The organism is Microbacterium soli (assembly GCF_039539005.1).
Classification (GTDB): domain Bacteria; phylum Actinomycetota; class Actinomycetes; order Actinomycetales; family Microbacteriaceae; genus Microbacterium; species Microbacterium soli.
Genome location: NZ_BAABCP010000001.1, coordinates 257,352 through 280,279, shown reverse-complemented (window position 1 = coordinate 280,279; position 22,928 = coordinate 257,352). Strand labels below are relative to the sequence as shown.

Genomic DNA, 22,928 nt, shown 5'->3' with positions numbered 1-22,928 from the left:
CGAGATGACGGGTTACCGCTCAGACGTTCCCGAGAATTGGTTCGTCGATCCGGTGAACCTCGGGGTTCCCGGAGTTCGCAGGTCGGAGATCGAGACGGAGGACGACGGAGTCCTCGCCTGGCAGGCCGACGCGCTGTGCGCGCAGACGGACCCGGAGGCGTTCTTCCCCGAGAAGGGCGGTTCGACGCGCGACGCGAAGCGCATCTGCGCATCCTGCGAGGTGCGCAGCGAATGCCTCGAATACGCGCTGAACAACGACGAGCGCTTCGGCATCTGGGGCGGACTCAGCGAGCGCGAGCGTCGCAAGCTCAAGCGGCGCGCGAGCTGACGCCGAGTCTGTTCCCGGCGCGCCGACGAGGTGACGGAGGCGGACCGATGCTCTGCATAGGCTGACATGGCCATGCCAGCACGTGTTCACGCCATCATCGTCACGCGCTCGGGTGAGTCCGCCGCCGTTCAGCTCGGCCGGACCCTCGACGCGCTGAGCGCGCAGGCGGCCCCACCCGCCGCGGTCACCGTCGTCGTCCTCGGCGACGCCGCGCAGGCGCGGGCACTGACCGGGATCGGGCGCATCGTCGAAGGCGTCATCGAAGCGCGCACCGGCACCACCTTCTCCGAGGCCGTGGCGCTCGCCCAGCCGCGCGTGGGGCAGGGAAGCGCGGTGTGGCTGCTCGTGGCGGGGGCGCTGCCCGCGTACGACGCGCTGCGGCTGCTGGCGGGGGAGCTGGAGCGCTCGCCGTCGGCGGCGATCGTCGCCCCCAAGCTCGTGCGGCACGACGACGACCAGGAGATCGTGTCGATGGGCGTGAGCATGACCCGGTTCGGGCGCGCCGTCGAGCTGGCGGCCGACGAGCTCGATCAGGGACAGCACGACGACCTCGAGGACGCGCTGGGCGCCGATGTGCGCGGCATGCTCATCAGGGGTGAGGCACCCGCGGTGCTCAGACCCGACACCGCGCTCGCCGGCGCGGACGAGGGCCTGGATCTCGGCATTCGCGCCCGGCTGGGCGGGTCCCGACTCGTGCTGGTGCCGAAGGCCCGCGTCGGGGTGCTCCGCCACGGCCCCGGCGCACGACCGCCGTCCGTCTTCGCGAGGGCGTGGGCGGTGCGCCGTTCGCAGCTGCACCGACGGCTCGCCTATGCACCGGCCGCCGCCGTACCCCTGCACTGGCTCTCGCTGCTGCCCCTGGCGCTGTGGCGGTCGATCACTCATCTGGTCGCCAAACGGCCCGGTGAGGTCGTTCCGGAATGGGGCGCGGCCCTGCGGACCATGCTGAACCCCGGCGCACTGGCGCGCTCGCGCGGCGCCATCCGCTCCTTCCGGCGCGCATCCTGGGCGGACATCGCCCCGCTGCGCGTGACCCGTGCGCAGCTCAAGCAGCGCCTCGACGACGGCCACGGCACCGAGCACGGAGCGGTGTCAGAGCTGAACTTCTTCGGCGGGGGCGGTGCGTGGGCGGTGCTGGCGGCCCTGGTCGTGAGCCTCACGGTGTTCGTGCCGCTGCTGGCCTGGCCGGCGATGGGCGGCGGCGCGCTGCTGCCGCTGCGCAGTACCGTGGGACGACTCTGGCAGGACGCGGCCTGGGGGCTGCGGGACGGCGGACTGGGCATCATCGGCCCCGCCGACCCGTTCGCCGGCGTGATCGCCGTGCTCGGCAGTCTCTGGCCGGCCTCACCCTCCTTCGCCCTCATTCTGCTGTGGCTCACCGCGCTGCCCCTGGCGGTGCTGGGCGGCTGGTTCGCGGCCACTCGCATCACCGACCGTGCAGGACTCCGCATCCTCGGCGGCATCCTGTGGGCGCTCGCGCCGACCTTCCTCATCGCCCTCGCCGACGGGCGCCCCGCGGCCGTGCTGCTGCACCTGCTGCTGCCCTGGGTGCTGCACAGCGCGGCCGTCGCCCACCGCTCATGGGGTGCGGCGGGAGCCGCCTCGCTGCTCGTGGCCGCTGCGCTGGCGTGCGCGCCCTCCCTCGCTCCCGCCTTCTTGCTGCTGTGGCTGGTGGCGCTCGTGCTCGTGCTCTCGACCGGCCGGCTGCGCGGAGCGGGTCGGCTGCTGTGGACGCTCGTGCCCACCGCGGCGGTGTTCGCTCCCCTGGTGATCCGGCGACTCCGAGAGGGCCGGCCCTGGGCGCTGCTGGCCGACCCCGGCCTGATCGCCACGCCGGTGGAATCGCCGGCGGAGTCCCCGATGATCGCCCGCGCCCACATCGCGATGGGCTTCCCTGCACCGGGATACGCGGGGTGGGACTGGTTCGCCGGCGGCGCACTGGCCGCCTGGGCGCCCCTGCTGCTGGCGCCCGTGGCGCTGCTCGCGCTGCTGTCCGCACTGTCGCCGCGCTGGCGCGCAGGCGGTCTGCTGCTGGCGACGGTGCTGGCGGGCATCGCCACCGCGCTGTTCTCGGTCGGGGTGGAGGTCTCCTTCGTCGACGGCGTCGGCGTGCACGTGTGGCCGGGGAGCGGGCTGAGCCTGGCCTGGTTGGGCGCCGTCGGAGCGGCGCTGGTCGCACTCGAGACCATCGTCCTCATCGCCCCGCTGCGCACCGCCAGTGCACTGATCGTCGGTGTCGCCGTCGCCGCCTGCGCCCTCCCCGGACTGCTGGCGCTGCCCACCGGACATGCCCAGCTGCGCAGCAGTGCGACCAGCACGCTCCCCGCTCTCGTGGCGGCGCACGCCGACGGCGACGAGGACCACGGAACACTCCTGCTGACGCCCCTCAACGACGGGAGCCTCTCCGCCGAGGTCGTCTGGGGCGGTAGCGAGACCCTTGGCGCGCAGAGCACGCTGCTGACCGCGGCGACCGGGCCGCAGGGGGACGGCGTGGCCAGGACGGCCGTCGACCTGCTCTCCGGCCGCGACTTCGACGCCGCGGCGGCATTGCGCGGCGAGGGCATCGGCTTCGTGCTCCTCGCGCAGACGCCGCACGAGCAGGATCGAGCCCGTGCGCTGCGAGACGCCGCAGCCACATCGATGGATCAGCGGGCCGGTCTCGTGGGAGCCGGCCAGACCTCTCGAGGCGCGCTGTGGCGCGTGGACGGCGATATCTCGCCGCGCGCAGGACTGACCGCGACTCAGAGCACCCTCGCCCTGCTGATCGGCGGTACGCAGCTGATCGTCCTCGCCGCCGCCGTGCTGCTGGCCATCCCCACCCGGGCGTCCCGGCGGACCGCCCGCGGCCTGTCTCGCATCGTCGGTCGGATGCCCGACGAAGCCGTCATACTGCCGGGTCACCGCGCCGTCGACCATCCCGACGACGGGGTCGTCGGGCCTCCCGAGCACGCCTCGGGCGCCGAGGGCGGCAGTCCCGACGACGTCGAGGCGGAGGCCGTCCGATGAGTCGCCGCACGATCCGTCCGGCAGCCGGAGCCCGCGTCCTCCTCGGCGCCGCCCTGGCCGCGGCATCCGTGCTGGCCGTCGTCGCGGCCGTCGCGGCTCCCTGGCCGCAGGTGCGCGGCCAGCAGGTCGGCACGACCGTGACGCCCGTGCCCCGCGACACCGTGCTGGTGTGCAACGGCTCGTTCCGTGTGCTGGGCAGAGAAGCCGCCAGGGCCGAGCTCATGGTCTCCGCAGCCGCGCCGAGCCTGAGGATCGACGGCGAGGAGGACGCCGCCACGAGCGTCGAGCTGTCGATGCCCGATGTGACCGGAGGAACCGGGGCGCAGGCCGTGATCGGCCGGATCGCCGCCCGCTCGGTGCCGCAGGTCGCGGCATCCGAATCCGTGCGACTCGCGGAACCCGACGCGACGGGATTCGCCGCCGCCCCGTGCCGGGAGCCCTCGCTGGAGGGGTGGATCGTCGGCGGTGACGTGTCCACGGGGGCATCCGACATCATCCTGCTCTCCAACCCCGGCGTCGTGACTGCGACCGTCGACCTCGACGTGTACGGCACCACGCGCAGCGCATCCACCGTCGTCGTCCCGCCGCAGACCCAGCTCGGCGTTCCCCTGGCGGCGGTGGCGGCCGGAGCGGGAACCCCCGTCGTCCGCGTGACCGCCACCGGCGCGCCCGTGCGCGCCGTCCTGCAGTCGACGCTCGTGCGCGCCCTCGATCCCATCGGCGTCGACCTTCAGGACAGCGTGAGCGGCACGCAGCGGCAGCAGACCATCCTCGGGGTGCGGGCGGCGTCCGCAGCACCCGGAGACGACCACGGGGGCGTCGTGGTGCGGATGCTCGCCCCCGAGGCGGATGCGCGCGCGACCGTGCGGGTGCGGGCGTCCGAGTCCAGTCGGATCCTGGACGAGTATTCGATCGACCTCGTGGAGGCGACGCCCACCGAGATCACCCTCGCAGGTCTCGCCGAGGGGGACTACGACATCGACATCTCCGCCACATCGCCGGTGGTGTCCGCCGTCCGGCAGACGATGCAGACGGGGAGCATCGAGGACTTCGCCTGGTCGCTGCCCTCTCCGCAGCTCGCCGGTGAGACGACCATCCCCTTCTCCGTGCCGAACGGCCCCGCCGCCGAGCTCCACCTGCGGAACCCCGGGCAGACTCCCGTCACCGTCGAGCTGCACGACATCGCCGGCGGATCCGGCGTGCACAGCCCGATCTCCCTCCCCGGTGGCGGATCGGCCGCTGTGCGCCTCGACCCGGGCGGCTACGCGCTGAGCCCGAGCGGTGCCGTCAGCGCGTCCGTCGGGATGCGGGACGGGACGGGCATCGCCGCCTGGCCGCTGTGGGCGGCCGCCGCCACGCAGCAGCCCATCATCGTGCGGCCCTGACGGGGCCGGCGAGCGACGATCGGGCCGACCGGCGGCGTGCTCAGTAGTCGTGCCCCTCCGGGCCGAGCTCCCACGGTTCGCGTCCGACGTACTCGGCGGCCGCGTGGAAGACCGCGCTCTCGATCGCGACGCGGCGATGCAGCGCGTCATCATGCCCCTTCGGGAGCAGCCGCTCGATGGGGACGCGATACAGCGAGACGCGCTTCACGGTGTGGTCGACGCGCCAGCGCGGAATGCCGTCCTGGCGGTCGTGCAGAGGCATCGCGGAGATGTCGAACTGCACATCCCGCAGCTCCTCCCAGGCGCCACGCAGATACTCGACCGCACTGCCGACGGTGATCTCGAAGCGGTCCAGGCGCCCGTCCAGCGGTGGCAGCGGCGGACGGACGACCTCGCTGCGGCCCAGCCGACCGTGCCGGCCATGGCGGGCACCACGGCGGGTCACGTGTCGGGACGGTCGGCGACGGGGCATGCCCTGAGTCTACGTGCCGACCGCGACGGATGCCGCGCGGCAGCCCCGCATCCGGCACCCGGCCGCCTATTCTGAAGGCGATGGACGAGGCACTCCGCACCGACGAACGGCTCTGCTCCAAGGTGGCCTGCGCGCGCGAGGCGGTGGCGACGCTGACCTTCGACTACGGCGACCGGATGGCGGCCCTGGGGCCGCTGGGCCCCGGCGGGGATCCGCACGCCCACGATCTGTGCGCGCTGCACGCGGACCGGCTCTCGGTGCCGGCGGGGTGGCTCGTCATCCGTCACGAGACGCTGCGGGACTGATCGCGTGCGGCGCGTCGCTCGGTGCGGCTCAGAGGACACGCCGGAGGATCAGACGCGGATGCGGCGCCCCGTCAGTCGCTCGGCGCGATCGTCCGCGATCGCGAGAGCACGTCGTTCGCGCTCGCGGCGCAGGACGGTCACGCCCACCAGCAGCTCCTCGGCCGACACCGGCGGCAGCGGCGAGACGTGCGCGCTCACCTCGGCCGCCAGCTCCGCGGCGATGCGCACTCGCGCCGCGGGCGAGAGCTGCTCGGCGCCGGCGAGGAACTGCGAGACGCGGCGGGCCAGCCGGTCGGGAAGTCGGGCGACATCGGCGATGGCCGCCCAGGCGTCCAGCGACGGCGGCAGGTGCGGTTCATGCCGCGGAAGCCGCGGTGTGCGCACTCGCTGGGCATACGTCCCCGCCACGAGATCGCCCAGTCGCTGCGAGCGCGCCGTGACGGCCCCGGTGATGACGGCGCCGCCGCCGAGGGTCATGTAGATCTCCAGCACGCCCACGAGCGCGCGGATGAAGGTGTGCCGGAACGTGATCGCACCCCCGTCGACCCGCACGACCCTGCCGCCCACCGCGAGCTTGCCCGCGCTGCGTCCGCGAGTGGCCATCTCGACGACGATCGGCAGCACCAGGAAGCTGATCACCGCCGACCAGATGCTGAGGATCGGCAGGATGTGCATGTCGAGGACGCCCTGCGCCAGCAGCCAGACCTGCAGGATCATGCACGTGGCGAACACGAGGAAGCTGATCAGCATGTCGATCGCGGCCCCGGCCGCGCGCAGGATGAAGCCGACCGGCTGGACATCGATGGCCACGGCCTCGCCGGACAGGATCTCCTGTTCGACGCTGATCGCCGGGGAGTTCATCGATGCGGTGGGGATCGGTACGGACATGACTACAGTGAATCATGTGGATGCCGATGCCCTCACCGACGCGCGCCGCCCGGAGTGGGAGCGGCTGGAAGCCCTCAGCCGCGCACGGCGGCTGGACGGCGCCGAGGTCGATGAGCTCATCCTGCGGTATCGTGCGGCATCCGCCGACCTCGCCGAGCTGAAGACCTCCGTCGGCGACTCGCCGCAGGGCGCGTACCTCTCCACGGTGCTCGCGGCCGCACGACTGCGCTTGACCGGGGCATCCGAGAACGTCGTCGTCAGGACCGCGCGCTTCTTCACGATGCAGTTGCCCGCCGCCCTGTACCGGTTGCGCTGGACCACCGCTGTGATCGCGGTGGTCTTCGTGCTCCTGATCCTGCTCAGCGGCGCATGGATCGCCGCCGATCCGACCCGCGTCGCCGCGCTGGGCACGCCGGAGGCGCTCCGGCAGTACGCCGAGGAGGACTTCGTCGACTACTACCGGCCGATGGCGTCGTTCGCGGGCATGGTCTGGTCGAACAACGCCTGGATCGCCCTGCAGTGCGTGCTGTTCGGCGTCACCGGCATCTGGCCGGTGTGGATGCTGATCCAGAACGCCGTGAGCCTGGGCGTCGCGGCGGCCGTCATGGCCGCGCACGGACGGCTGGACGTGATGATCCTGCACATCCTGCCGCACGGGATGCTGGAGCTGACGGCCATCTTCATCGCGGCGGCCGCGGGGCTGCACATCTTCTGGTCCTGGGCGGTTCCCGGTCGCAGGCCCCGTGGTGAATCGCTGGCGGCTGGTGGCCGGGCGCTGGCCACCGTCGCCATGGGTCTCGTGCTCGTGCTGCTGCTGAGCGGTCTTGTGGAGGGCTTCGTCACCGGATCCGATCTGCCGTGGGTGGTGAGGATCGGCATCGGGGCCGTGGCGCTGGGCGTCGTGCTGGTCTACATGCTGGTCGTCGGGCGGCGTGCTGCGCGACGCGGGGAGACGGGCGATCTCATCGAGTACGAGGCGGGAACCCCGACGCTGACCGCCGGGTGATGGCGGGAGGGCGGCCGCCCTCCCGCCATCACCCGGCCGATCGGGGTGGGGATCAGCTCGTCGTCGTGCCGTCGAACAGTGCCCGGTACGCGTAGCCGACGATGAGCGCACCGACGATCGGGAACACGAGGAAGACCCACAGCTGCGCGAGCAGTTCTCCGCCGCCGTAGATCGCCGCCGCGATGGAACGGGCGGGGTTCACGGAGGTGTTGTCCACGGGGATGGCGATGAGGTGGATGAGGGTGAGGGACAGGCCGATCGCGATGCCCGCGTGCGCGGAGCCCCGCGTCGGGTGAGTGGACCCGAGGATCACCAGCACGAAGAAGCCCGTCAGGATGACCTCGATGATGATGGCGGACATCATCCCGAAACCGCCGGGGGAGTGCGCGCCCCATCCGTTGCTCGCGAATCCGGCATCCTGTGCTGTGGCCAGCCAGTTGTCCGGGCCGAACAGCCCGATCAGCACGAGAGCACTGGAGGCGAAGACGCCGCCGACCACCTGCGCGACGATGTACGGCAGGACGTCACGCCAGGGGATGCGGCCCGCCGCGGCTGCGCCGACGGTGACGGCGGGGTTGAAGTGACCGCCCGAGAGCGGCCCGAAGGCGTAGACGCCGACGAGCACTGTCAGACCGAACGCCAGCGCGATGGCGACGTAGACGGCGGAAGTCGCACCGGGGTCGGTGAAGTGGTTCGATGCGAAGACTGCGGTGCCGACGCCGCCGAAGACGAGCAGGAACGTGCCGAAGCCCTCAGCGGCCAGTTTCGCGCCCAGCGTCGGGCTCTCGATGGTGATGGGTGTGTCAGACATCTTGCCGTGTCCTTCCGGTCGAGGCCCGGCGTGCGCCGGGCGAGAACATGATCTCGGCTCGGTGATGCGGAGGCAGGCAGGCGCGCCGTTCCGGAGCCCGCTCGGGCGCATCCTGTTTTGATCCGGTCAAAATCAATTTCTTGATTCATTCAAAAGAAGGTAGAGTGTCGGTATGCGCGATCAGCACTCCACGGACGCCGCGAGCGTGGCGATCCGCACCGCGGGGCTGCGCGTCACCGACTCTCGCAGGGCCGTGTACGACGCGTTGCTCGCCCATCCCCACGCCACGGCGGACGTCATCCACGAGGCGGTGCGAGAGGTGATCGAATCGACGAGCCCGCAGTCCGTGTACAACGCACTCGCCGACTTCACCGACGCCCATCTCGTGCGCAGGATCGAACCCGCCGGGCATCCGATGATGTTCGAGCTCCGCGTCGACGACAACCACCACCATCTCGTCTGCACGAACTGCGGCGCGGTGACCGATGTCGACTGCGCCATCGGCCACGCGCCGTGCCTCGATCCGATCGACACGCAGGGCTACCGCGTGATGATCGCCGAGGTGACCTTCTGGGGTCTGTGCGCGACGTGCGCGCAGGCCGAGGGCGCGGTCGCGCCCGACCGACAGACTTCTTCTGAGCACAGCACTTCCCCTGAACACGCATCCACTGGAAGGACATCATGACCGATAGCGTCACCGAGGAGAACGAGGGCATCATCCCCGCCCCCACCCAGCACGAGAAGGCCGTCGCGGAGGACACCGCCGGCTGCCCCGTCGTGCACACCGGACCCACCCGCGCCGGCGGCTCGACCGCGCGCAACTGGTGGCCGAACCGGCTGAACCTGCGGGTGCTCGCCAAGAACCCGCCCGCCACCAATCCGTACGGACCCGAGTACGACTACCGGAAGCAGTTCGCCGAGGTCGATCTCGACGAGTTGCGTCGCGACATCGAGGAGGTGCTGACCACACCGCAGGACTGGTGGCCGGCAGACTTCGGCAACTACGGGCCCGCCGTCGTGCGGATGGCCTGGCACAGCGCGGGCACCTACCGCGCCACCGACGGGCGCGGCGGCGGCAACAGCGGCCAGCAGCGCTTCGCACCGCTGAACAGCTGGCCCGACAATGCCGGTCTCGACAAGCCGCGCCGCATCCTGTGGCCGGTCAAGAAGAAGTGGGGCTCGCGCGTCTCCTGGGCCGACCTGATGATCTTCGCCGCGAACGTCGCGATGGAGCAGATGGGCTTCACGACCTTCGGCTTCGCCGGCGGACGCGTGGACGCCTGGGAGCCGGACGACGACATCTACTGGGGCTCGGAGAACACCTGGCTCGCCGATGACGGGCGGTACGAGGCCGGGAAGACGCGCGACCTGGAGAGCCCGCTGGCCGCCACGCAGATGGGCCTCATCTACGTCAACCCGGAGGGCGTCGGCGGCAACCCCGATCCGCTGGAGCTGGCTCACGACATCCGTGAGACGTTCGCCCGCATGGCCATGAACGATGAGGAGACCGTCGCCCTGATCGGCGGAGGACACACCTTCGGCAAGACCCACGGCGCCGGCCCGGTCGAGCAGGTCGGACCGACCCCCGAGGACGCTCCGATGGAGCAGATGGGCATCGGCTGGAAGAACTCCTATCGCACGGGCAAGGGCGACGACCAGACCGCCAGCGGGCTGGAGGTCACCTGGACGTACCATCCGACGCGATGGGACAACGAGTTCTTCCACATCCTGTACGCCTACGAGTGGGAGCTCATGGAGAGCCCGTCCGGGGCGAAGCAGTGGCGCCCGAAGAACGGCGCCGGTGCCGACATGGTGCCCATGGCCCACGACCCGAGCACGCGTCGTGAGCCGCGGATGCTCACCAGCGACCTGTCGCTGCGCTTCGACCCGATCTACGGGCCGATCTCCGCGAAGTTTCGGGATGACCCGGTGGCCTTCTCCGAGGCGTATGCGCGCGCGTGGTTCAAGCTGACCCACCGCGACCTGGGCCCGTCGACCCGCTACGTCGGCAAGCTCGCCCCGACCGAGGAGCTGATCTGGCAGGATCCGGTGCCCGCCGTCGACCATGAGCTGATCGGCGAGGCGGACGCGGCGGCGCTCAAGCAGCAGATCCTCGAGTCGGGTCTGACCGTGCAGGAACTGGTCGCGACGGCCTGGGCGGCTGCGTCGTCGTTCCGCAACAGCGACAAGCGCGGCGGGGCCAACGGCGCCCGCCTCGCGCTGGAGCCGCAGATCAGCTGGGAGGCCAACAACCCGGCCCGCACGGCGAAGGTCCTGGACGTGCTGCGCGGCATCAAGGCGTCCTTCGAGGAGTCCGGCTCCCGCGTGTCGCTGGCCGACCTCATCGTGCTCGCCGGCAACGCGGGCGTCGAGAAGGCGGCGAAGGATGCCGGGCACGACGTGACCGTGCCCTTCCGGCCCGGCCGCACCGATGCCACGCAGGAGAAGACCGACGTCCACTCGTTCTCCTACCTCGAGCCGGTCGCGGACGGGTTCCGGAATTACATGGGTCCCGCCGCGACCGCGCAAGGCCTCCCCGCCGAGTTCCTGCTCGTCGACAAGGCGAACCTGCTGAACCTGACCGCACCGGAGATGACGGTGCTCGTCGGCGGGCTGCGTGCGCTGGATGCGAACTGGGACGGCTCGAAGCACGGCGTGTTCACGGATCGCCCCGGGGTGCTCACGAACGACTTCTTCGTGAACGTGCTCGACATGGCGTACGAGTGGAAGCCGCTGGATCCCGGATCGCACGCGTTCCAGGCGACGGAGGTCGCCACGGGCGAGCGCAAGTGGACCGGCACCCGTGCGGACCTGGTGTTCGGCTCGAACTCCGAGCTGCGCGCGGTCGCCGAGGCCTACGCCGCCGATGACGCCGCGGAGATGTTCGTCACGGACTTCGTCGCCGCCTGGACGAAGGTCATGGAGCTCGACCGCTTCGACCTGGAGTGACGCACACCCTCCGATGACGGCCCCCGCCCTCCGGTGGGGGCCGTCTCGTCGTTCGTCCCCGTGCAGTCCGGACCTCTGCCGGTTGCACCTCTGCCGGCCGCACCTCTGCCGGCTACAGGCGACCGGCGGCCTTCAGCTCCAGGTAGCGGTCGGCGATGCGCGGGGGAAGACCGTCGGGGTCGGCGGCGATGGCCTCGCCCCCGGCCCGGCGCACCGCATCCGCCACGACCTGAGCGTCCCGCATGGTCTGCTCGGCGGCCGCCGCCAGGTACACGTCGAGACGGGAGTCGCGGCGGGACGCCAGCTCGACGATGGAATCGTCGGTGGCGGACCCGACCAGCAGCGTCGTCGCCCGGGAGGCGTCCGGGAAGGCGCCCAGGAACCCGCGGGCCGACTCCGCGGCATCCTGCGCGGTGAGCACAACGATGAGGGAGGGGCGCGTGGTGAGCGAGCGGACGGATGCGAACGCGCCCACCCAGTCCGTGTCCACCAGGCGCGCATGCACGGGCGCCATCGCGTCGGACAGCGCGGGGAGGAGCGCGGCGCCGTCGACTCCCGTCACCCGTGCACGCACGACACGGTCGTGCATCAGCAGGTGCACGTGGTCTCCCGCTCTGACGGCCAGCGCGGCCAGCAGAAGCGCCGCCTCGAGAGAAGCATCCAGCCGCGTGCTGTCGCCCACGCGCGCGGCCGAGGTGCGCCCGGTGTCGATGAGGATCACCACGTGCCTGTCGCGTTCGGGCCGCCACGTGCGGAGCATGGTGGTGCCCGCCCGGGCCGTGGCGCGCCAGTCGATGGAGCGGACGTCGTCACCCCGCACGTATTCGCGCAGCGAGTCGAACTCGGTGCCCTGCCCGCGAACCTGAACGGAGGTGTTGCCGTCGAGCTCTCTCAGCCGTGCCAGGCGCGAGGGGAGATGCTTGCGGGAGGTGAACGCCGGGAGCACGCGCAGCGCACCGCGCACGTCGTGCCTGGCCTGCCTGCCCGCGAGTCCCAGCGGCCCCCGCGACCGGATCACCGCGAAGCCGCTGATCAGTTCTCCTCGACGGCGGGGCAGCAGAGGGATCCGGATCCGGTGCCGCTCGCCGGGTGGGATGCTCAGCGACTGGCGCTCCGCCGGCGCCCCCGCCGTCGGCTGCCAGGCATCGCGCAGCCGGCCGCGCAGGGTGCGGGATCCCGTGTTCTGAACGGTGATGGCGGCCTCCACGTGCTCGCCGAGACGAGCGCGGTCGGGAAGCCGACGGGTCACGACGACCGAACGGGGGCTCGCTGCGAGCGCGACATCCACGCCCACGAGCACCATGCACACCAGCAGCCAGGCGCCGAAGACCGTCCATGCCGGGACGCCGATCGCGCTCAGCAGCACGATCGGCACGACCCCCAGCGCCAGGAGCGGCGCGAGCAGCGCGGTCACGAACATGTCAGATCGGCACCCGGGTCTGCTGCACGACCGATTGCAGCACGGCATCCGCCGACACGCCCTCCATCTGCGCGTCGGGACGCAGCAGCAGCCGATGCCGCCAGACCGGCATGAGCATGGTCTGCACGTGGTCGGGCGTGACGGCGGAGGACGCGTTCAGCCACGCCCACGCCTTGGCGGCAGCCAGCAGAGCGGTGGACGCACGGGGGCTGGCTCCCAGCTCGACCGACGGCGACATGCGAGTCGCACGTGCGAGATCGACTACATAGCCGAGCACATCGTCGGTGACCTGCACGCGTGCGGCGGCGTCCTGCGCGGCGCGGATCTCGTCCCCGGTGACGGCGGCCTGCACACCGGTCAGCAGGCGCGGCGAGAAGCCCCTGGCATGCAACCGCAGCACCGACACCTCCGCGTCGCGCTCCGGCATGCCCACCACGAGCTTCATCAGGAAGCGGTCCAGCTGCGCCTCCGGCAGCGTGTACGTGCCCTCATGCTCGACGGGGTTCTGGGTGGCGGCGACGAGGAACGGGTCAGGGAGTGCGCGGCTGACGCCGTCGGCGGACACCTGGCGCTCCTCCATGGCCTCCAGCAGCGCGGCCTGCGTCTTCGGCGGAGTGCGGTTGATCTCGTCCGCCAGCAGGATGCTGGTGAAGACCGGTCCCTCGCGGAACTCGAACTCGCCGGTGCGGGCGTCGTACACCAGTGAGCCGGTGACGTCGCCCGGCATGAGGTCGGGGGTGAACTGCACGCGTCTGGTGTCCAGTCCCACCGCACGTGCGAACGCGCGCACCACGAGGGTCTTGGCGACCCCCGGCACACCCTCCAGCAGCACGTGACCGCGGGCGAGCAGTGCGACGAGCAGGCCGGTGACGGTGCCCGCCTGGCCGATCACGGCTCGTTCGACCTCGGTGCGCACGCGGTGCATCGCCCGCCGCAGCGCGTCATCATCGGGGGGAGCGGTGGGGGAGGCCGGGGCGGAGGGGAGGTGCTCGTCGCTCACGGGCGTTTCCTTTCGATGTGGACGGTGCTCTCGAGCGCCGACTCGAGCTCGGCGAGTCTGCGGGCGAGATCGATGAGTTCCGGATCGCTCCGCGGGGCCGGCCCGCCGAGCAGATCGTAGAGGGAGGTGCGCGGTACGCGCAGGCGATCGGATGCGGCATCCGCGATCTCCTCGACGGAGGCTCGCGGTCCCAGACCGAGTCGTGCCGCGAGCCTGATCACCGTGCCGCGGCGGATGGCGTCCCCGGCGTGCGGGGCATCGGCAGCCTTCGCCGTCAGCCGCGCGCGGCCGTGCATGGTCTCGGAGGCGCGCACGGTGACCGGCAGAGCCTCGGCGACCAGCGGGCCGAAGCGGCGGCCGCGCCACCAGATCACGGCACAGCCGGCGAGGAGCAGCAGGAGGATCGCGGGAGTCACCCATTCCGGGGTGAGATCGCCGAGATCCGGAGGCCCGTCCGTGGTGATGTCGCTGTCGGCGAACGACGGCACGTACCAGACCACTTCATCCTGCTGTGCGAGCAGGGCGAGTCCCAGCGCCGCATTCCCCCCCTCGGCCAGGTCGGCGTTCGAGAAGAGACGAGAGCCCTCCACGAGTGTGACCGTGCGGCCGTCCGTCGTGCCGCGCAGCACGGCGGCGGCATCGGGGCCGGCGCGGAAGCAGCCGTCGACGCCGGGATCCGGGGTGAACATCCGCTCCGCATCGATCGTGCCCACGCCCGCGAACTCCGGGATCGCGCACTGCGCGTCGACCTGACCCCCGTGGCCGGGCGCGTCCTCGCCGAGCCGCAGCAGGCGCAGCATCCGGGCGCTGCCGGTGAGGATGACAGCACGATCGGCCCGGTCCAACAGGTCGTTCACGGCGGTGTCGCTGAGGGTGAACGGATCGGTCAGTACGAGCAGCGCACCGGGCTTCAGCGCGGCGGCGGCGCCCGTCCTGCTCCGGGTCACCTCGAGATCGACGCCCCGCTCGCGCACCAGCTGCGCGAGCGCGGCCGCGCCTCCCGGGCCCGGGCTGTCGGGATTGAGAGCGCCGTCCAGGTCGGGATCGCTCACGATGAACCGCATCGACAACAGGGCGATCGCCGCCAGCAGGATCGTGACGAGCAGCCATCCGGCGACCCGCCGCCACCGGCCGGGAGCGGCAGGCGCCGCGGTCGAGGGCGTGGGGTGGTCACCATGCGAGGTCGAGGGATCGCGCGGCTGCTCCACGGAGACCGGGGCCGCAAGGCTGTCTGTGCTCATGCCGGCACCCCCTCCGAAGCGGGGAGTGCGGGCGCGGCATCGCGAAGTTCGTCATCGACCCCGACCAGGGCGCGGTACGCGGACTCGTCCGCGGGGACGCGCAGGTAGCGAACGGCATCGAACGCCGTGGCGGCATCGCGCAGTCGGTCGACGAAGCCGGGGAAGGGGACTCCCGCCTCACGGGCGATTCCCTGTGCGGTGGCTCCCGGAGCGGGGTCGATCAGATCGCGCTCCAGCAGTCCACGGGCCAGCGCGCGGTAGCGCAGCACGACCGCGCCGTCCCAGTCCTGCACCTTCGCACGACGCTCGGCGTCGGAGCGCAGCTGCGCGGCGGTGCGGTCGTCGCGCTCGCCCAGCAGGTCCTGACGGCGACGAACGGCTCGGGATGCCCGGGGCCTGCCCCACACCAGCAGAGCGACGACGAGAGCGGCGAGCACGACGATGACGACGACGGTCATCGCGATCGGGGCGGCACCCGCGGCCCCGTCGCCGGTGAACAGGTCGATGAACCACTGCACGACGTCGGCCGTCCACCGGTCGAACCACGTCGGCCTGGCTGCCTGATACCGCTGTTTCGCCAGCTCCTCCTCCGCCCAGTGTCGTGCCTCATCCCCGTCCGGGACGAAGACATCGGCCAGAGGGAGAAAGGTCATGCGCCCGCGCCCGGCGGAGCCCAGGTGCCGGCGTCCGAGGGCGGGATCGGGTGCACGTCGCCCTGTGACGCAGCGGCATCCGCATCGTGATCGACGGATTCCGGCTCTGCGGTCGTCGGGTGCGTCACGGCCGGCCGGCCTGTGCTCGACCGATCCGGGGCCGGCTCAGCCGGGCGGGAGCGCGGCTGCGGCGTGTACACGGGCGCCGGCGTCGAGTACACCGACTGCTGCGGATAGCCCGGCTGAGGCTGGGCGGCCCGCTCGCCGGCTCCCGACCGGGAGGACGTCGGCTGCGGCATGTACGGCTGCGGCGATGGTGCCGCGTACCCCGGCTGCCCTGCATATCCCGGCTGCCCTGCATATCCCGGCTGCGTCTGCTGACCCGGCGCGGCGTACGGGGGCGAGTATGCCGCGGACGGGGCGTACGGAGAGCCGTGGCCGGACCCATCCGCGCCGGCCGGAGGCGCGTACGCCTGAGGCGGATACGCGTAACCGGCGTAACCCGCCGGCGGGGCGGGCTGCGGCCGCGGCGGCGGTGCGCTGGAGACGGCGCGGGAGGGATCCACCGCCCACGGATCGCCCAGCTCCGCATCGGAGACGCCCTGGGAGCTCAGCTCGACGTGTCTGATCAGTGTCTGGTCCAGACCCTCGTACCGCATCCGGCTGTCGATGTAGACCAGGGTCGCCCCGGTACCCTGCACGACGAGGGCGATGGCCTGCACCGCGAGTGCCAGCACCTGCGGCACGATGTTCGCGGTGATCAGTGCGATGATGGCGCTCGGGCCGTCGGCGCCGGTGGGGGCGAGGACGCCGCCCGCCAGGCCGGAGATGATGGAGGCCGGGAACACGACGACCTGCACGGCGATGTTCATGATCAGGCCGATGAGGAACATGATGCCGAAGGCGAACCAGAAGCGCCCGCGGATCAGACGCCACGATCGCACCAGTGCGGCGCCGAGCCTGGCGCGCTCCAGCACCAGCACGGCGGGGACCACCAGCAGTTTGACGACCAGCCAGATGTACAGCGGGATGCTGCCGAGCAGGAGCAGCAGTCCCACGACGACCGCGAGCGCGATCGTGCCGCCGTCCTCGGGCCCGAGCGCCGCGAGGATCCCGACGACGGCGCCGAACACCAGCGCCACCCACACCATGACAGCGACGCCCTGCAGCAGCGCGTATGCGAACAGTCGCCAGAACGCCGGCTTCACGCGCTGCCACAGCAGCCCGAGCGAAGCTCTGCGGGAGAGCGCGGCGTACGACACGTCCGCCGCCACCAGCCCCTGGATCACCGCCGTGAACGCCACCGCAGCCAGCGCCATCACGACCCCGGCGAGGACGCCGAGCGCTGTGGACCCGATGAGGATGGGCCAGAAGTCGGGCGAGGAGGGCGGCACGGTGGCGATCCTCTCCACGACGAACCACGCCACCAGCAGCATCACCCCGGCGGTGATCACCGTGATCACGAACTCCAGGATGACGGCGAAGCCGAACAGCACCTTGGGATTGTGGCGCAGTGCCGTGAAGGCACGACCCAGCACTGTCCCGAAGGTCATCGGATGCAGGGGGACCAGGCCCTTCCTGGGCGCGGGCGTCCAGCTCTGACCGCTCATTCGGCACTCCCTCCGTGTGCTCCTCCATCGTGTCACACGAGACCGACGTGGTGTCGACGCGCGCGGGTTCCGGGACGTGAACGGGTTTCTCAAGTAGGCTGATCCGAGTCGTGAAGCGCAGGGGATGTGCTGTTCGCTTCGCAGAGAAAGATGAGGCTGGGTGGAAGATGACCTCACGGATCCTCGTGGTCGACGATGACACGGCGCTGGCGGAGATGATCGGCATCGTGCTGCGCACCGAGGGCTTCGACGTGCAGTTCTGCGCAGACGGCGCCCTGGCCGTCGACGAATGGCGCGCCTCCCGCCCCGACCTCGTGCTGCTGGACCTCATGCTGCCGGGGATGGACGGCATCGAGATCTGCACTCGCATCCGCAGCGAGTCCGGCGTGCCGATCATCATGCTCACCGCCAGGACCGACACCGCCGACGTGGTCCGCGGGCTGGAGGTCGGCGCGGACGACTACATGGTCAAGCCCTTCAATCCCAAGGAGCTCGTGGCACGCATCCGCACCCGGCTGAGGCCGGCGACGCAGGCGACGGCCGAGGTGCTGCGGGTGGGGGATCTCCTCATCGACGTCGACGCCCACGAGGTGCGTCGCGGCACGACGCCCATCGCCCTGACGCCGCTGGAGTTCCAGCTGCTGGTCGCCCTGGCCTCCAAGCCGCAGCAGGTCTTCTCCCGTGAGATGCTGCTGGAGCAGGTGTGGGGCTACCACTACAAGGCCGACACCAGGCTGGTGAACGTGCACGTGCAGCGACTGCGCGCCAAGGTCGAGCTCGATCCCGACAACCCGCGGATCGTGACGACGGTGCGCGGCGTCGGCTACCGCGCCGGGAGCGTGGGCTAGGGGCGACGGTGATCGCGACGACCGCGACGCGGGTGCGCGCCGCATCCTGGCGCTCGCCGCGCAGCTGGTCCGACGCGCTGGCCACGGACTGGCGTCGCTCGGTGCGCTTCCGCGCCACGGCGATCACGATGGTCGCGACGTCGCTGGCCATCCTCATCATCTGCACGATCATGGGGCTGGTGATCCGCAACGACCTGTTCGAGGCGCGCAAGGACGAGGCCATGCACAACGCCCGCGCATCCGTGTCCCAGGCGCAGAAGGTCCTGGACTCGGGGGTGACGGGGGATGACCGGGCGACGCTGTCCGGGCTGTGGCGCGAGGCGCAGCGGGAGTTGAGCCGGGCGTCGTCGTCGAATCGGATCGTGGGCCAGCTGGCGGAGAGCCTCGGTGACGGCTACACGCCTCCGGGGTTCGGCAGCCTGCAGCTGACCACCGCCGAACTGACGCCGGAGCTGCGCACGCGCGTCCGGGAGGTGCCCGGCAGACAGGCGCTGCAGTCGATCGCACTGCAGCACGGCGACGGCGAGGAATCCGCCGGCATCGTCGTCGGTCAGATGCTCACGATCCGCGATGTCGGCAGGTATGAGGTGTACATCGCCTACGACCTGGCGGATGCCGATGAGACGCTGCTGTTCGTGCAGCGCACGCTGTGGCTGGCGGGCCTCACTCTCGTCGCGCTGATCGCAGCCATCTCCTGGCTGGTGCTCCGGTCGGTGTCCGCGCCCATCATCGAGGCCGCCGACACCAGTGCGCGCCTGGCAGCGGGGGATCTCGGCGTGCGCCTGCCCGTCCGCGGCGAGGACGAACTGGCGAGCCTGGGCACCTCGTTCAACGCCATGGCCGACAGCATCGAGCGTCAGATCAAGGAGCTCGCCGAGCTGTCCCTCGTGCAGCAGCGCTTCGTCTCGGATGTGTCGCACGAACTGCGCACACCGCTGACCACCATCCGGCTGGCATCCGAGATGCTCAACGATCAGCGGGACGAGTTCGACCCGACCACGGCGCGCACCGCGGAGCTGCTCCACGCCCAGGTGCAGCGCTTCGAGACGCTTCTGGCGGATCTGCTGGAGATCAGTCGGTACGACGCCGGGTCCGTGCAGCTGGAGGTGGAGGCGACGAGCCTGGCACGGCTCGCGGAGGACATGATCGAGCAGATGGCGCCCCTCGCCGACACGCGCGGCAGCGAGCTGCGGCTGGTCGCGCCCGGCGGCTATTCACCCGTCGACATGGATCCGCGCCGCGTCCGCCGTGTGCTGCGCAACCTCATCGGCAACGCCATCGAGCACGGGGAGGGCCGCCCCGTCGTCGTGACCGTCGACAGCAATCAGTATGCCGTCGCCGTCGGGGTGCGCGACTTCGGGATGGGGATGCGGCCCGAGGACGTCGAGCACGTCTTCGACAGATTCTGGCGGGCCGATCCGTCCCGCAAGCGCACGATCGGCGGGACGGGGCTGGGCCTGTCGATCGCCCGCGGCGACGCGCGACTGCACGGCGGGACCCTGCAGGTGTGGTCCGAACCGGGCCTCGGGAGCAATTTCGTCCTCACGATCCCCCGTGCGGGCGGTGCGATCACGGGCGACGGCCCGGTTCCGCTCGAGCCGCAGGAGACGCTCACCGAGCTGGGCAGCCTCACCCAGCCGATCGATCTGCACGCGCTCGACGACGGGCATCCGGCGCCCGATGCGCACCCGGTGGCCGACCGGCATCCGGCCGACGGCGAGGGGGAGGTCTCATGAGGAGCATGCGAGGTCTTCGCCTGCTGGCCCTGACGGCACTGGGGCTGCTGCTGGTCGGCTGCGCGGGGCTGCCCACGTCCGGCCCGCCGATGCCCGGGCTCGCCATCGGGGAGGAGAGCCCGGAGGATCCGTTCGTGCTGTACGCGCAGGGGCCGAGGCCCGGCGACGGCCCGGAGGACATCGTGAAGGGGTTCCTGGAGGCGTCGATCTCGCCGGCGGGCAACTGGGAGACCGCGCAGGAGTTCCTCACCGAGGAGTTCCGGAAGGTCTGGAAGCCGGGCGCGGGAGTCACCGTCGATGACTCGGTGACCGACCGCGAGTTTGACCCGTCCGTCGACGCCGACGATGAATCCGCATCCGAGGCCGAAGTGCAGGCCCGCTTCGACCAGGTCGCCGGTGTCGACGGCGACGGCCGGTACAGTGCCTTCTCCAGCACTGCCACGGCCACCTACCAGCTGCGTCGCACGGCCGAGGGGGAGTGGCGGATCTCCAAGGCCAACGACGGCATCGTGCTGGATGCGGAGACGTTCCAGCAGGTGTACCAGAAGTACGCCCTGAAGTACTTCGACCCCGGTTGGACGCATCTCGTCCCCGATGTGCGCTGGTTCCCGCGGCGGCAGGCGATGGCCACGACGATCGCGCGCGCTCTCATCACCGGTGCGCCCAGCGATTGGCTCGCTCCCGCCGTGCGCTCGGCGTTCTCCGCCGACCTGTCGCTGACCGGCGATGCGGTCACCGTGGACCCCACCTCGCAGGCGGCGTCGGTGGCGCTGCCGCGGGCGGCGCTCTCGCTCTCCGCCACCGATCTCTCGCGGATGCGCACGCAGCTGGAGCAGAGTCTGGTCGGCGTGGGCGTCTCGGAGGTGCGCTTCACTGTCGACGGCACGGCGCTGGCCGCCGCGACGGTGCCCGTCGAGCAGCCCATCGTCGACCCGGGCGTGCTGGTGCTCGACGAGGAGACCTTCGGGCGGACCGTCTCCGGCGACGTCGTGGAGCCCGTGGCCGGACTCACCGGTCAGCTGGCGAAGATCACCGACCCCGTCGGGGCCGTGGACGTGTCCCTGGACGCCGCCCTCGCCGCCGTGCAGCTGCGTGACGGACGCGTGCTGGCGGTCAGTCCCGGGGAGTTCGTCGAGCTCGATTCCCGCGCCGATCTGATCAAGCCGTCCCTCGACCCCTTCGGGTTCACCTGGACCGTGCCGCGTACCGCCCCGGCAGCGCTGGAGGCATGGAGCGAGCACGGCGATCGGCACCCGATCGAGGACGCCTGGCAGGGCGCGGAGTCCATCAGCTGCCTTCGCGTCTCGGCGGACGGTGCGCGTGTCGCGGCCGTCGTCACCACGGGCGGTCAGCACCGGCTGGTGGTCGCCGCCGTCGTCCGGGATGAGGACTCCGTGCCCGCGAAGCTCGGAGAGGTTCATGAGATCGGCCGCATCGACGGGCCGGCGCAGGGGCTGGCATGGGTGGGCGCCGACACCCTGGCTGTGCTCTCGACCGGACCGGATCCGGCCCTGACGTCCTACGTGGTGGGAGGTCCGGTGGCCGGCTCGCCGGCTCTGCCGGAGGCCGCCGTCGCCCTCTCCGGCGCGAAGACGCCGACGGGCGTGCGCGTGCTCGCCTCCGACGGAGCCGTGTACGCGCAGCGTGGATCGTCGTGGCAGGTCGCCCTGCAGGACGTGCTGCTGCTGGGCACTCGGGCCGGGTACTGAGTCGCGGTCGTTCGCCCTGCACATCCTGCCGCTGCAGGGAGAATCTCCACGGATGCCGTGCTGAGGCCTGCACGTGGCGGTCGACTGCGGGAGCATCATCGGATGGACGGCAGACGACTGCTCCCGCTGGGTGAGGAGGTGCTCGCACTGCTGCTGGCATCCGTCTGCCCCGGTTGCGACCGCTCCGGTGTGCTGCTGTGCGACGACTGTCGACGACGGCTGGTCGCCGACCCGCTGCGGCTGTGCACGCCGGGCGGACTGCCCGTCCACGCGGCGCTGCGGTACGAGGGCGTGGTGGCCCGGTGCATCCGCCGTGTGAAGGAGGAGGGGGCGACCATGCTCGCCGGGCCGCTGGGGCGGGCGCTCGGTGTCGTCCTCGCCGCGAATGCTCCGCAGCACGCGCTGGTCGTGCCGGTGCCGACCGGCGCGGCGGCGTTCCGACGTCGCGGCTACCGGGTGCCCGAGCTGCTGATCCGGCGTGCGGGGGCGCGGGCGGACCGGATCCTGCGACACGCGCGCCGTACGCGCGACCAGCGCGAGCTGGGGCGGGAGGAACGGGCGCGCAACGTCGCGGGGAGCATGCGCACGGCACGGATGCGCGGCGCCGGTCGCGAGGTCATCATCGTCGATGATGTGGTCACGACGGGGGCGACCCTCGACGAGGCGGCGAGGGCGCTCCGGGAGGCCGGATTCCGGCCGCGATGCGCGGTGGTGCTGGCCGCCACGCCCGGGCGTCACGACACGCGGGGAATGCCGGTGAACGGATAGTGACATGTTCGACGGCGGGGACTAGCGTAGGGGGTCACAAGGCGACCACGGTCCGCCCTTGGCCGGGAGGACCGGGACAAGGAGGCAGTGATGGAAACGAGCATCGTCGGTGTCGGAGTGAGCATCTCCGACCGGTTCCGCACGGTTGTCGAGGAGAAGACAGCACGTATCCAGACGCTTGCACCGCGAGCGCTGCGGCTCGAGGTCAAGGTCACGCATCGCGCCTATCGCAACGGTCGGGTCCCTGATGAGACCGTGGAGCTGACGCTCCTGGGCAAGGGGCCGGTGGTCAGGGCGGAGGCCGTCGACGGTGACAAGTTCGCGGCCCTGGACATGGCGCTCGACAAGCTCACCGAGCAGCTGCGGCGCGCCAAGGAGAAGCGGATCGACGGGCGCCACCAGGGGAGGGGAGCACATTTCGAGAAGGGCAGCGGAGCGCTGGCCGGGATCGACGTGCAGCCGGTGTCCGCGGATGTCCTGCGGGCCGTCGCCACGGGTGCCATCCCGGTCGTGGAGGACGAGGAGGAGGCGTACTCGCCGGTCGTCATCCGCACGAAGAACTTCGATGCGGAGTGGATGACGGTCGAGGAGGCCGTCGACCGCATGGAGCTCGTCGGCCACGACTTCTTCCTCTTCGTCGATGCCCGCACCGATCATCCCAGCGTCGTGTATCGCCGCAAGGGCTGGGACTACGGTGTGATCTCGCTGACGACGCAGGCACCGCCTGCTGAGGCGCTCGCGTCCTGATCCTTCGGAGCGAGAGGCGTCCTCCCGGGGAGGACGCCTCTTCTGC

The 22,928-nt window shown here is 71.4% G+C and carries 20 protein-coding genes; 12 read left to right on the top strand and 8 right to left on the bottom strand.

Annotation, left to right across the window (positions count from 1 at the left end):
* The first annotated feature begins 4 nt into the window (after nt 1–4).
* The 3 genes from ABD770_RS01390 to ABD770_RS01380 all read left to right on the top strand — a co-directional run bounded on the left by ABD770_RS01390 (nt 5) and on the right by ABD770_RS01380 (nt 4,719).
* The gene (locus tag ABD770_RS01390; protein ID WP_344817697.1) at nt 5–328 is read left to right on the top strand and encodes a WhiB family transcriptional regulator; all 324 of its coding nucleotides are present in this window, start codon (nt 5–7) and stop codon (nt 326–328) included.
* Nucleotides 329–400: 72 nt separating this feature from the next.
* Complete coding sequence (locus tag ABD770_RS01385) at nt 401–3,334, top strand: glycosyltransferase (RefSeq protein ID WP_344817696.1); 2,934 nt, start codon at nt 401–403, stop codon at nt 3,332–3,334.
* The gene (locus tag ABD770_RS01380; protein WP_344817695.1) at nt 3,331–4,719 is read left to right on the top strand and encodes a DUF5719 family protein; all 1,389 of its coding nucleotides are present in this window, start codon (nt 3,331–3,333) and stop codon (nt 4,717–4,719) included. The genes ABD770_RS01385 and ABD770_RS01380 overlap by 4 nt, the downstream gene beginning before the upstream one ends.
* Before the next feature lie 40 nt (nt 4,720–4,759).
* Here the strand turns inward: ABD770_RS01380 and ABD770_RS01375 are convergent, their stop codons facing one another.
* Complete coding sequence (locus tag ABD770_RS01375; protein WP_344817694.1) at nt 4,760–5,191, bottom strand: hypothetical protein; 432 nt, start codon at nt 5,189–5,191, stop codon at nt 4,760–4,762.
* An 80-nt stretch (nt 5,192–5,271) separates the two neighbouring features.
* Here ABD770_RS01375 and ABD770_RS01370 point away from each other — a divergent pair, with 80 nt between their 5' ends.
* Nucleotides 5,272–5,496, top strand: coding sequence for a DUF3499 family protein (locus ABD770_RS01370; protein ID WP_344817693.1), 225 nt, complete (start codon nt 5,272–5,274; stop codon nt 5,494–5,496).
* Nucleotides 5,497–5,544: 48 nt separating this feature from the next.
* On the opposite strand, the gene ABD770_RS01365 is transcribed toward ABD770_RS01370, so the two are convergent.
* A complete protein-coding gene (locus ABD770_RS01365; RefSeq protein WP_344817692.1) occupies nt 5,545–6,384 on the bottom strand; it encodes an RDD family protein in 840 nt (279 codons plus the stop codon).
* Nucleotides 6,385–6,400: 16 nt separating this feature from the next.
* On the opposite strand from ABD770_RS01365, the gene ABD770_RS01360 reads away from it, so the two are divergent.
* Nucleotides 6,401–7,390, top strand: a complete 990-nt coding sequence (locus tag ABD770_RS01360) for a stage II sporulation protein M (RefSeq protein WP_344819839.1) — start codon at nt 6,401–6,403, stop codon at nt 7,388–7,390.
* Between the two features lie 52 nt (nt 7,391–7,442).
* Here ABD770_RS01360 and aqpZ read toward each other — a convergent pair whose 3' ends face one another.
* Nucleotides 7,443–8,201, bottom strand: coding sequence for an aquaporin Z (gene aqpZ / locus ABD770_RS01355; RefSeq protein ID WP_344817691.1), 759 nt, complete (start codon nt 8,199–8,201; stop codon nt 7,443–7,445).
* Between the two features lie 172 nt (nt 8,202–8,373).
* Between aqpZ and ABD770_RS01350 the strand changes: the two genes are divergently transcribed.
* On the top strand, nt 8,374–8,886 hold the full coding sequence (locus ABD770_RS01350) for a Fur family transcriptional regulator (RefSeq protein ID WP_344817690.1): 513 nt from the start codon (nt 8,374–8,376) through the stop codon (nt 8,884–8,886).
* On the top strand, nt 8,883–11,150 hold the full coding sequence (katG, locus tag ABD770_RS01345; protein WP_344817689.1) for a catalase/peroxidase HPI: 2,268 nt from the start codon (nt 8,883–8,885) through the stop codon (nt 11,148–11,150). Before ABD770_RS01350 ends, katG begins: the two co-directional genes overlap by 4 nt.
* 112 nt (nt 11,151–11,262) lie before the next feature.
* On the opposite strand, the gene ABD770_RS01340 is transcribed toward katG, so the two are convergent.
* The 5 genes from ABD770_RS01340 to ABD770_RS01320 all read right to left on the bottom strand — a co-directional run bounded on the left by ABD770_RS01340 (nt 11,263) and on the right by ABD770_RS01320 (nt 17,074).
* Nucleotides 11,263–12,570 (bottom strand): DUF58 domain-containing protein, encoded by a 1,308-nt coding sequence (locus ABD770_RS01340; protein WP_344817688.1) that lies wholly within the window; start codon nt 12,568–12,570, stop codon nt 11,263–11,265.
* A gap of 1 nt (nt 12,571) precedes the next feature.
* Nucleotides 12,572–13,495 carry an AAA family ATPase gene (locus ABD770_RS01335; RefSeq protein ID WP_344819838.1) on the bottom strand — a complete coding sequence of 308 codons (924 nt, stop codon included), beginning with the start codon at nt 13,493–13,495 and terminating at the stop codon, nt 12,572–12,574.
* A gap of 71 nt (nt 13,496–13,566) precedes the next feature.
* Nucleotides 13,567–14,811 carry a DUF4350 domain-containing protein gene (locus ABD770_RS01330; protein ID WP_344817687.1) on the bottom strand — a complete coding sequence of 415 codons (1,245 nt, stop codon included), beginning with the start codon at nt 14,809–14,811 and terminating at the stop codon, nt 13,567–13,569.
* Entirely contained in the window at nt 14,808–15,464 is a 657-nt protein-coding gene (locus tag ABD770_RS01325; protein WP_344817686.1) for a DUF4129 domain-containing protein, read from the bottom strand. Before ABD770_RS01325 ends, ABD770_RS01330 begins: the two co-directional genes overlap by 4 nt.
* Nucleotides 15,461–17,074, bottom strand: coding sequence for a hypothetical protein (locus tag ABD770_RS01320; protein ID WP_344817685.1), 1,614 nt, complete (start codon nt 17,072–17,074; stop codon nt 15,461–15,463). Before ABD770_RS01320 ends, ABD770_RS01325 begins: the two co-directional genes overlap by 4 nt.
* Nucleotides 17,075–17,241: 167 nt before the next feature.
* On the opposite strand from ABD770_RS01320, the gene mtrA reads away from it, so the two are divergent.
* The 5 genes from mtrA to hpf all read left to right on the top strand — a co-directional run bounded on the left by mtrA (nt 17,242) and on the right by hpf (nt 22,882).
* Nucleotides 17,242–17,922 (top strand): MtrAB system response regulator MtrA, encoded by a 681-nt coding sequence (gene mtrA, locus ABD770_RS01315; protein ID WP_344817684.1) that lies wholly within the window; start codon nt 17,242–17,244, stop codon nt 17,920–17,922.
* Between the two features lie 8 nt (nt 17,923–17,930).
* Nucleotides 17,931–19,658 carry an MtrAB system histidine kinase MtrB gene (gene mtrB / locus ABD770_RS01310; protein WP_425562712.1) on the top strand — a complete coding sequence of 576 codons (1,728 nt, stop codon included), beginning with the start codon at nt 17,931–17,933 and terminating at the stop codon, nt 19,656–19,658.
* 5 nt (nt 19,659–19,663) lie between these two features.
* Entirely contained in the window at nt 19,664–21,367 is a 1,704-nt protein-coding gene (locus tag ABD770_RS01305; protein WP_344817683.1) for an LpqB family beta-propeller domain-containing protein, read from the top strand.
* A gap of 102 nt (nt 21,368–21,469) precedes the next feature.
* Nucleotides 21,470–22,135: a ComF family protein gene (locus tag ABD770_RS01300; RefSeq protein ID WP_344817682.1), complete on the top strand. Its 666-nt coding sequence runs from the start codon at nt 21,470–21,472 to the stop codon at nt 22,133–22,135.
* 90 nt (nt 22,136–22,225) lie between these two features.
* Nucleotides 22,226–22,882, top strand: coding sequence for a ribosome hibernation-promoting factor, HPF/YfiA family (hpf, locus tag ABD770_RS01295; protein ID WP_344817681.1), 657 nt, complete (start codon nt 22,226–22,228; stop codon nt 22,880–22,882).
* The last annotated feature ends 46 nt before the right edge of the window (nt 22,883–22,928 follow it).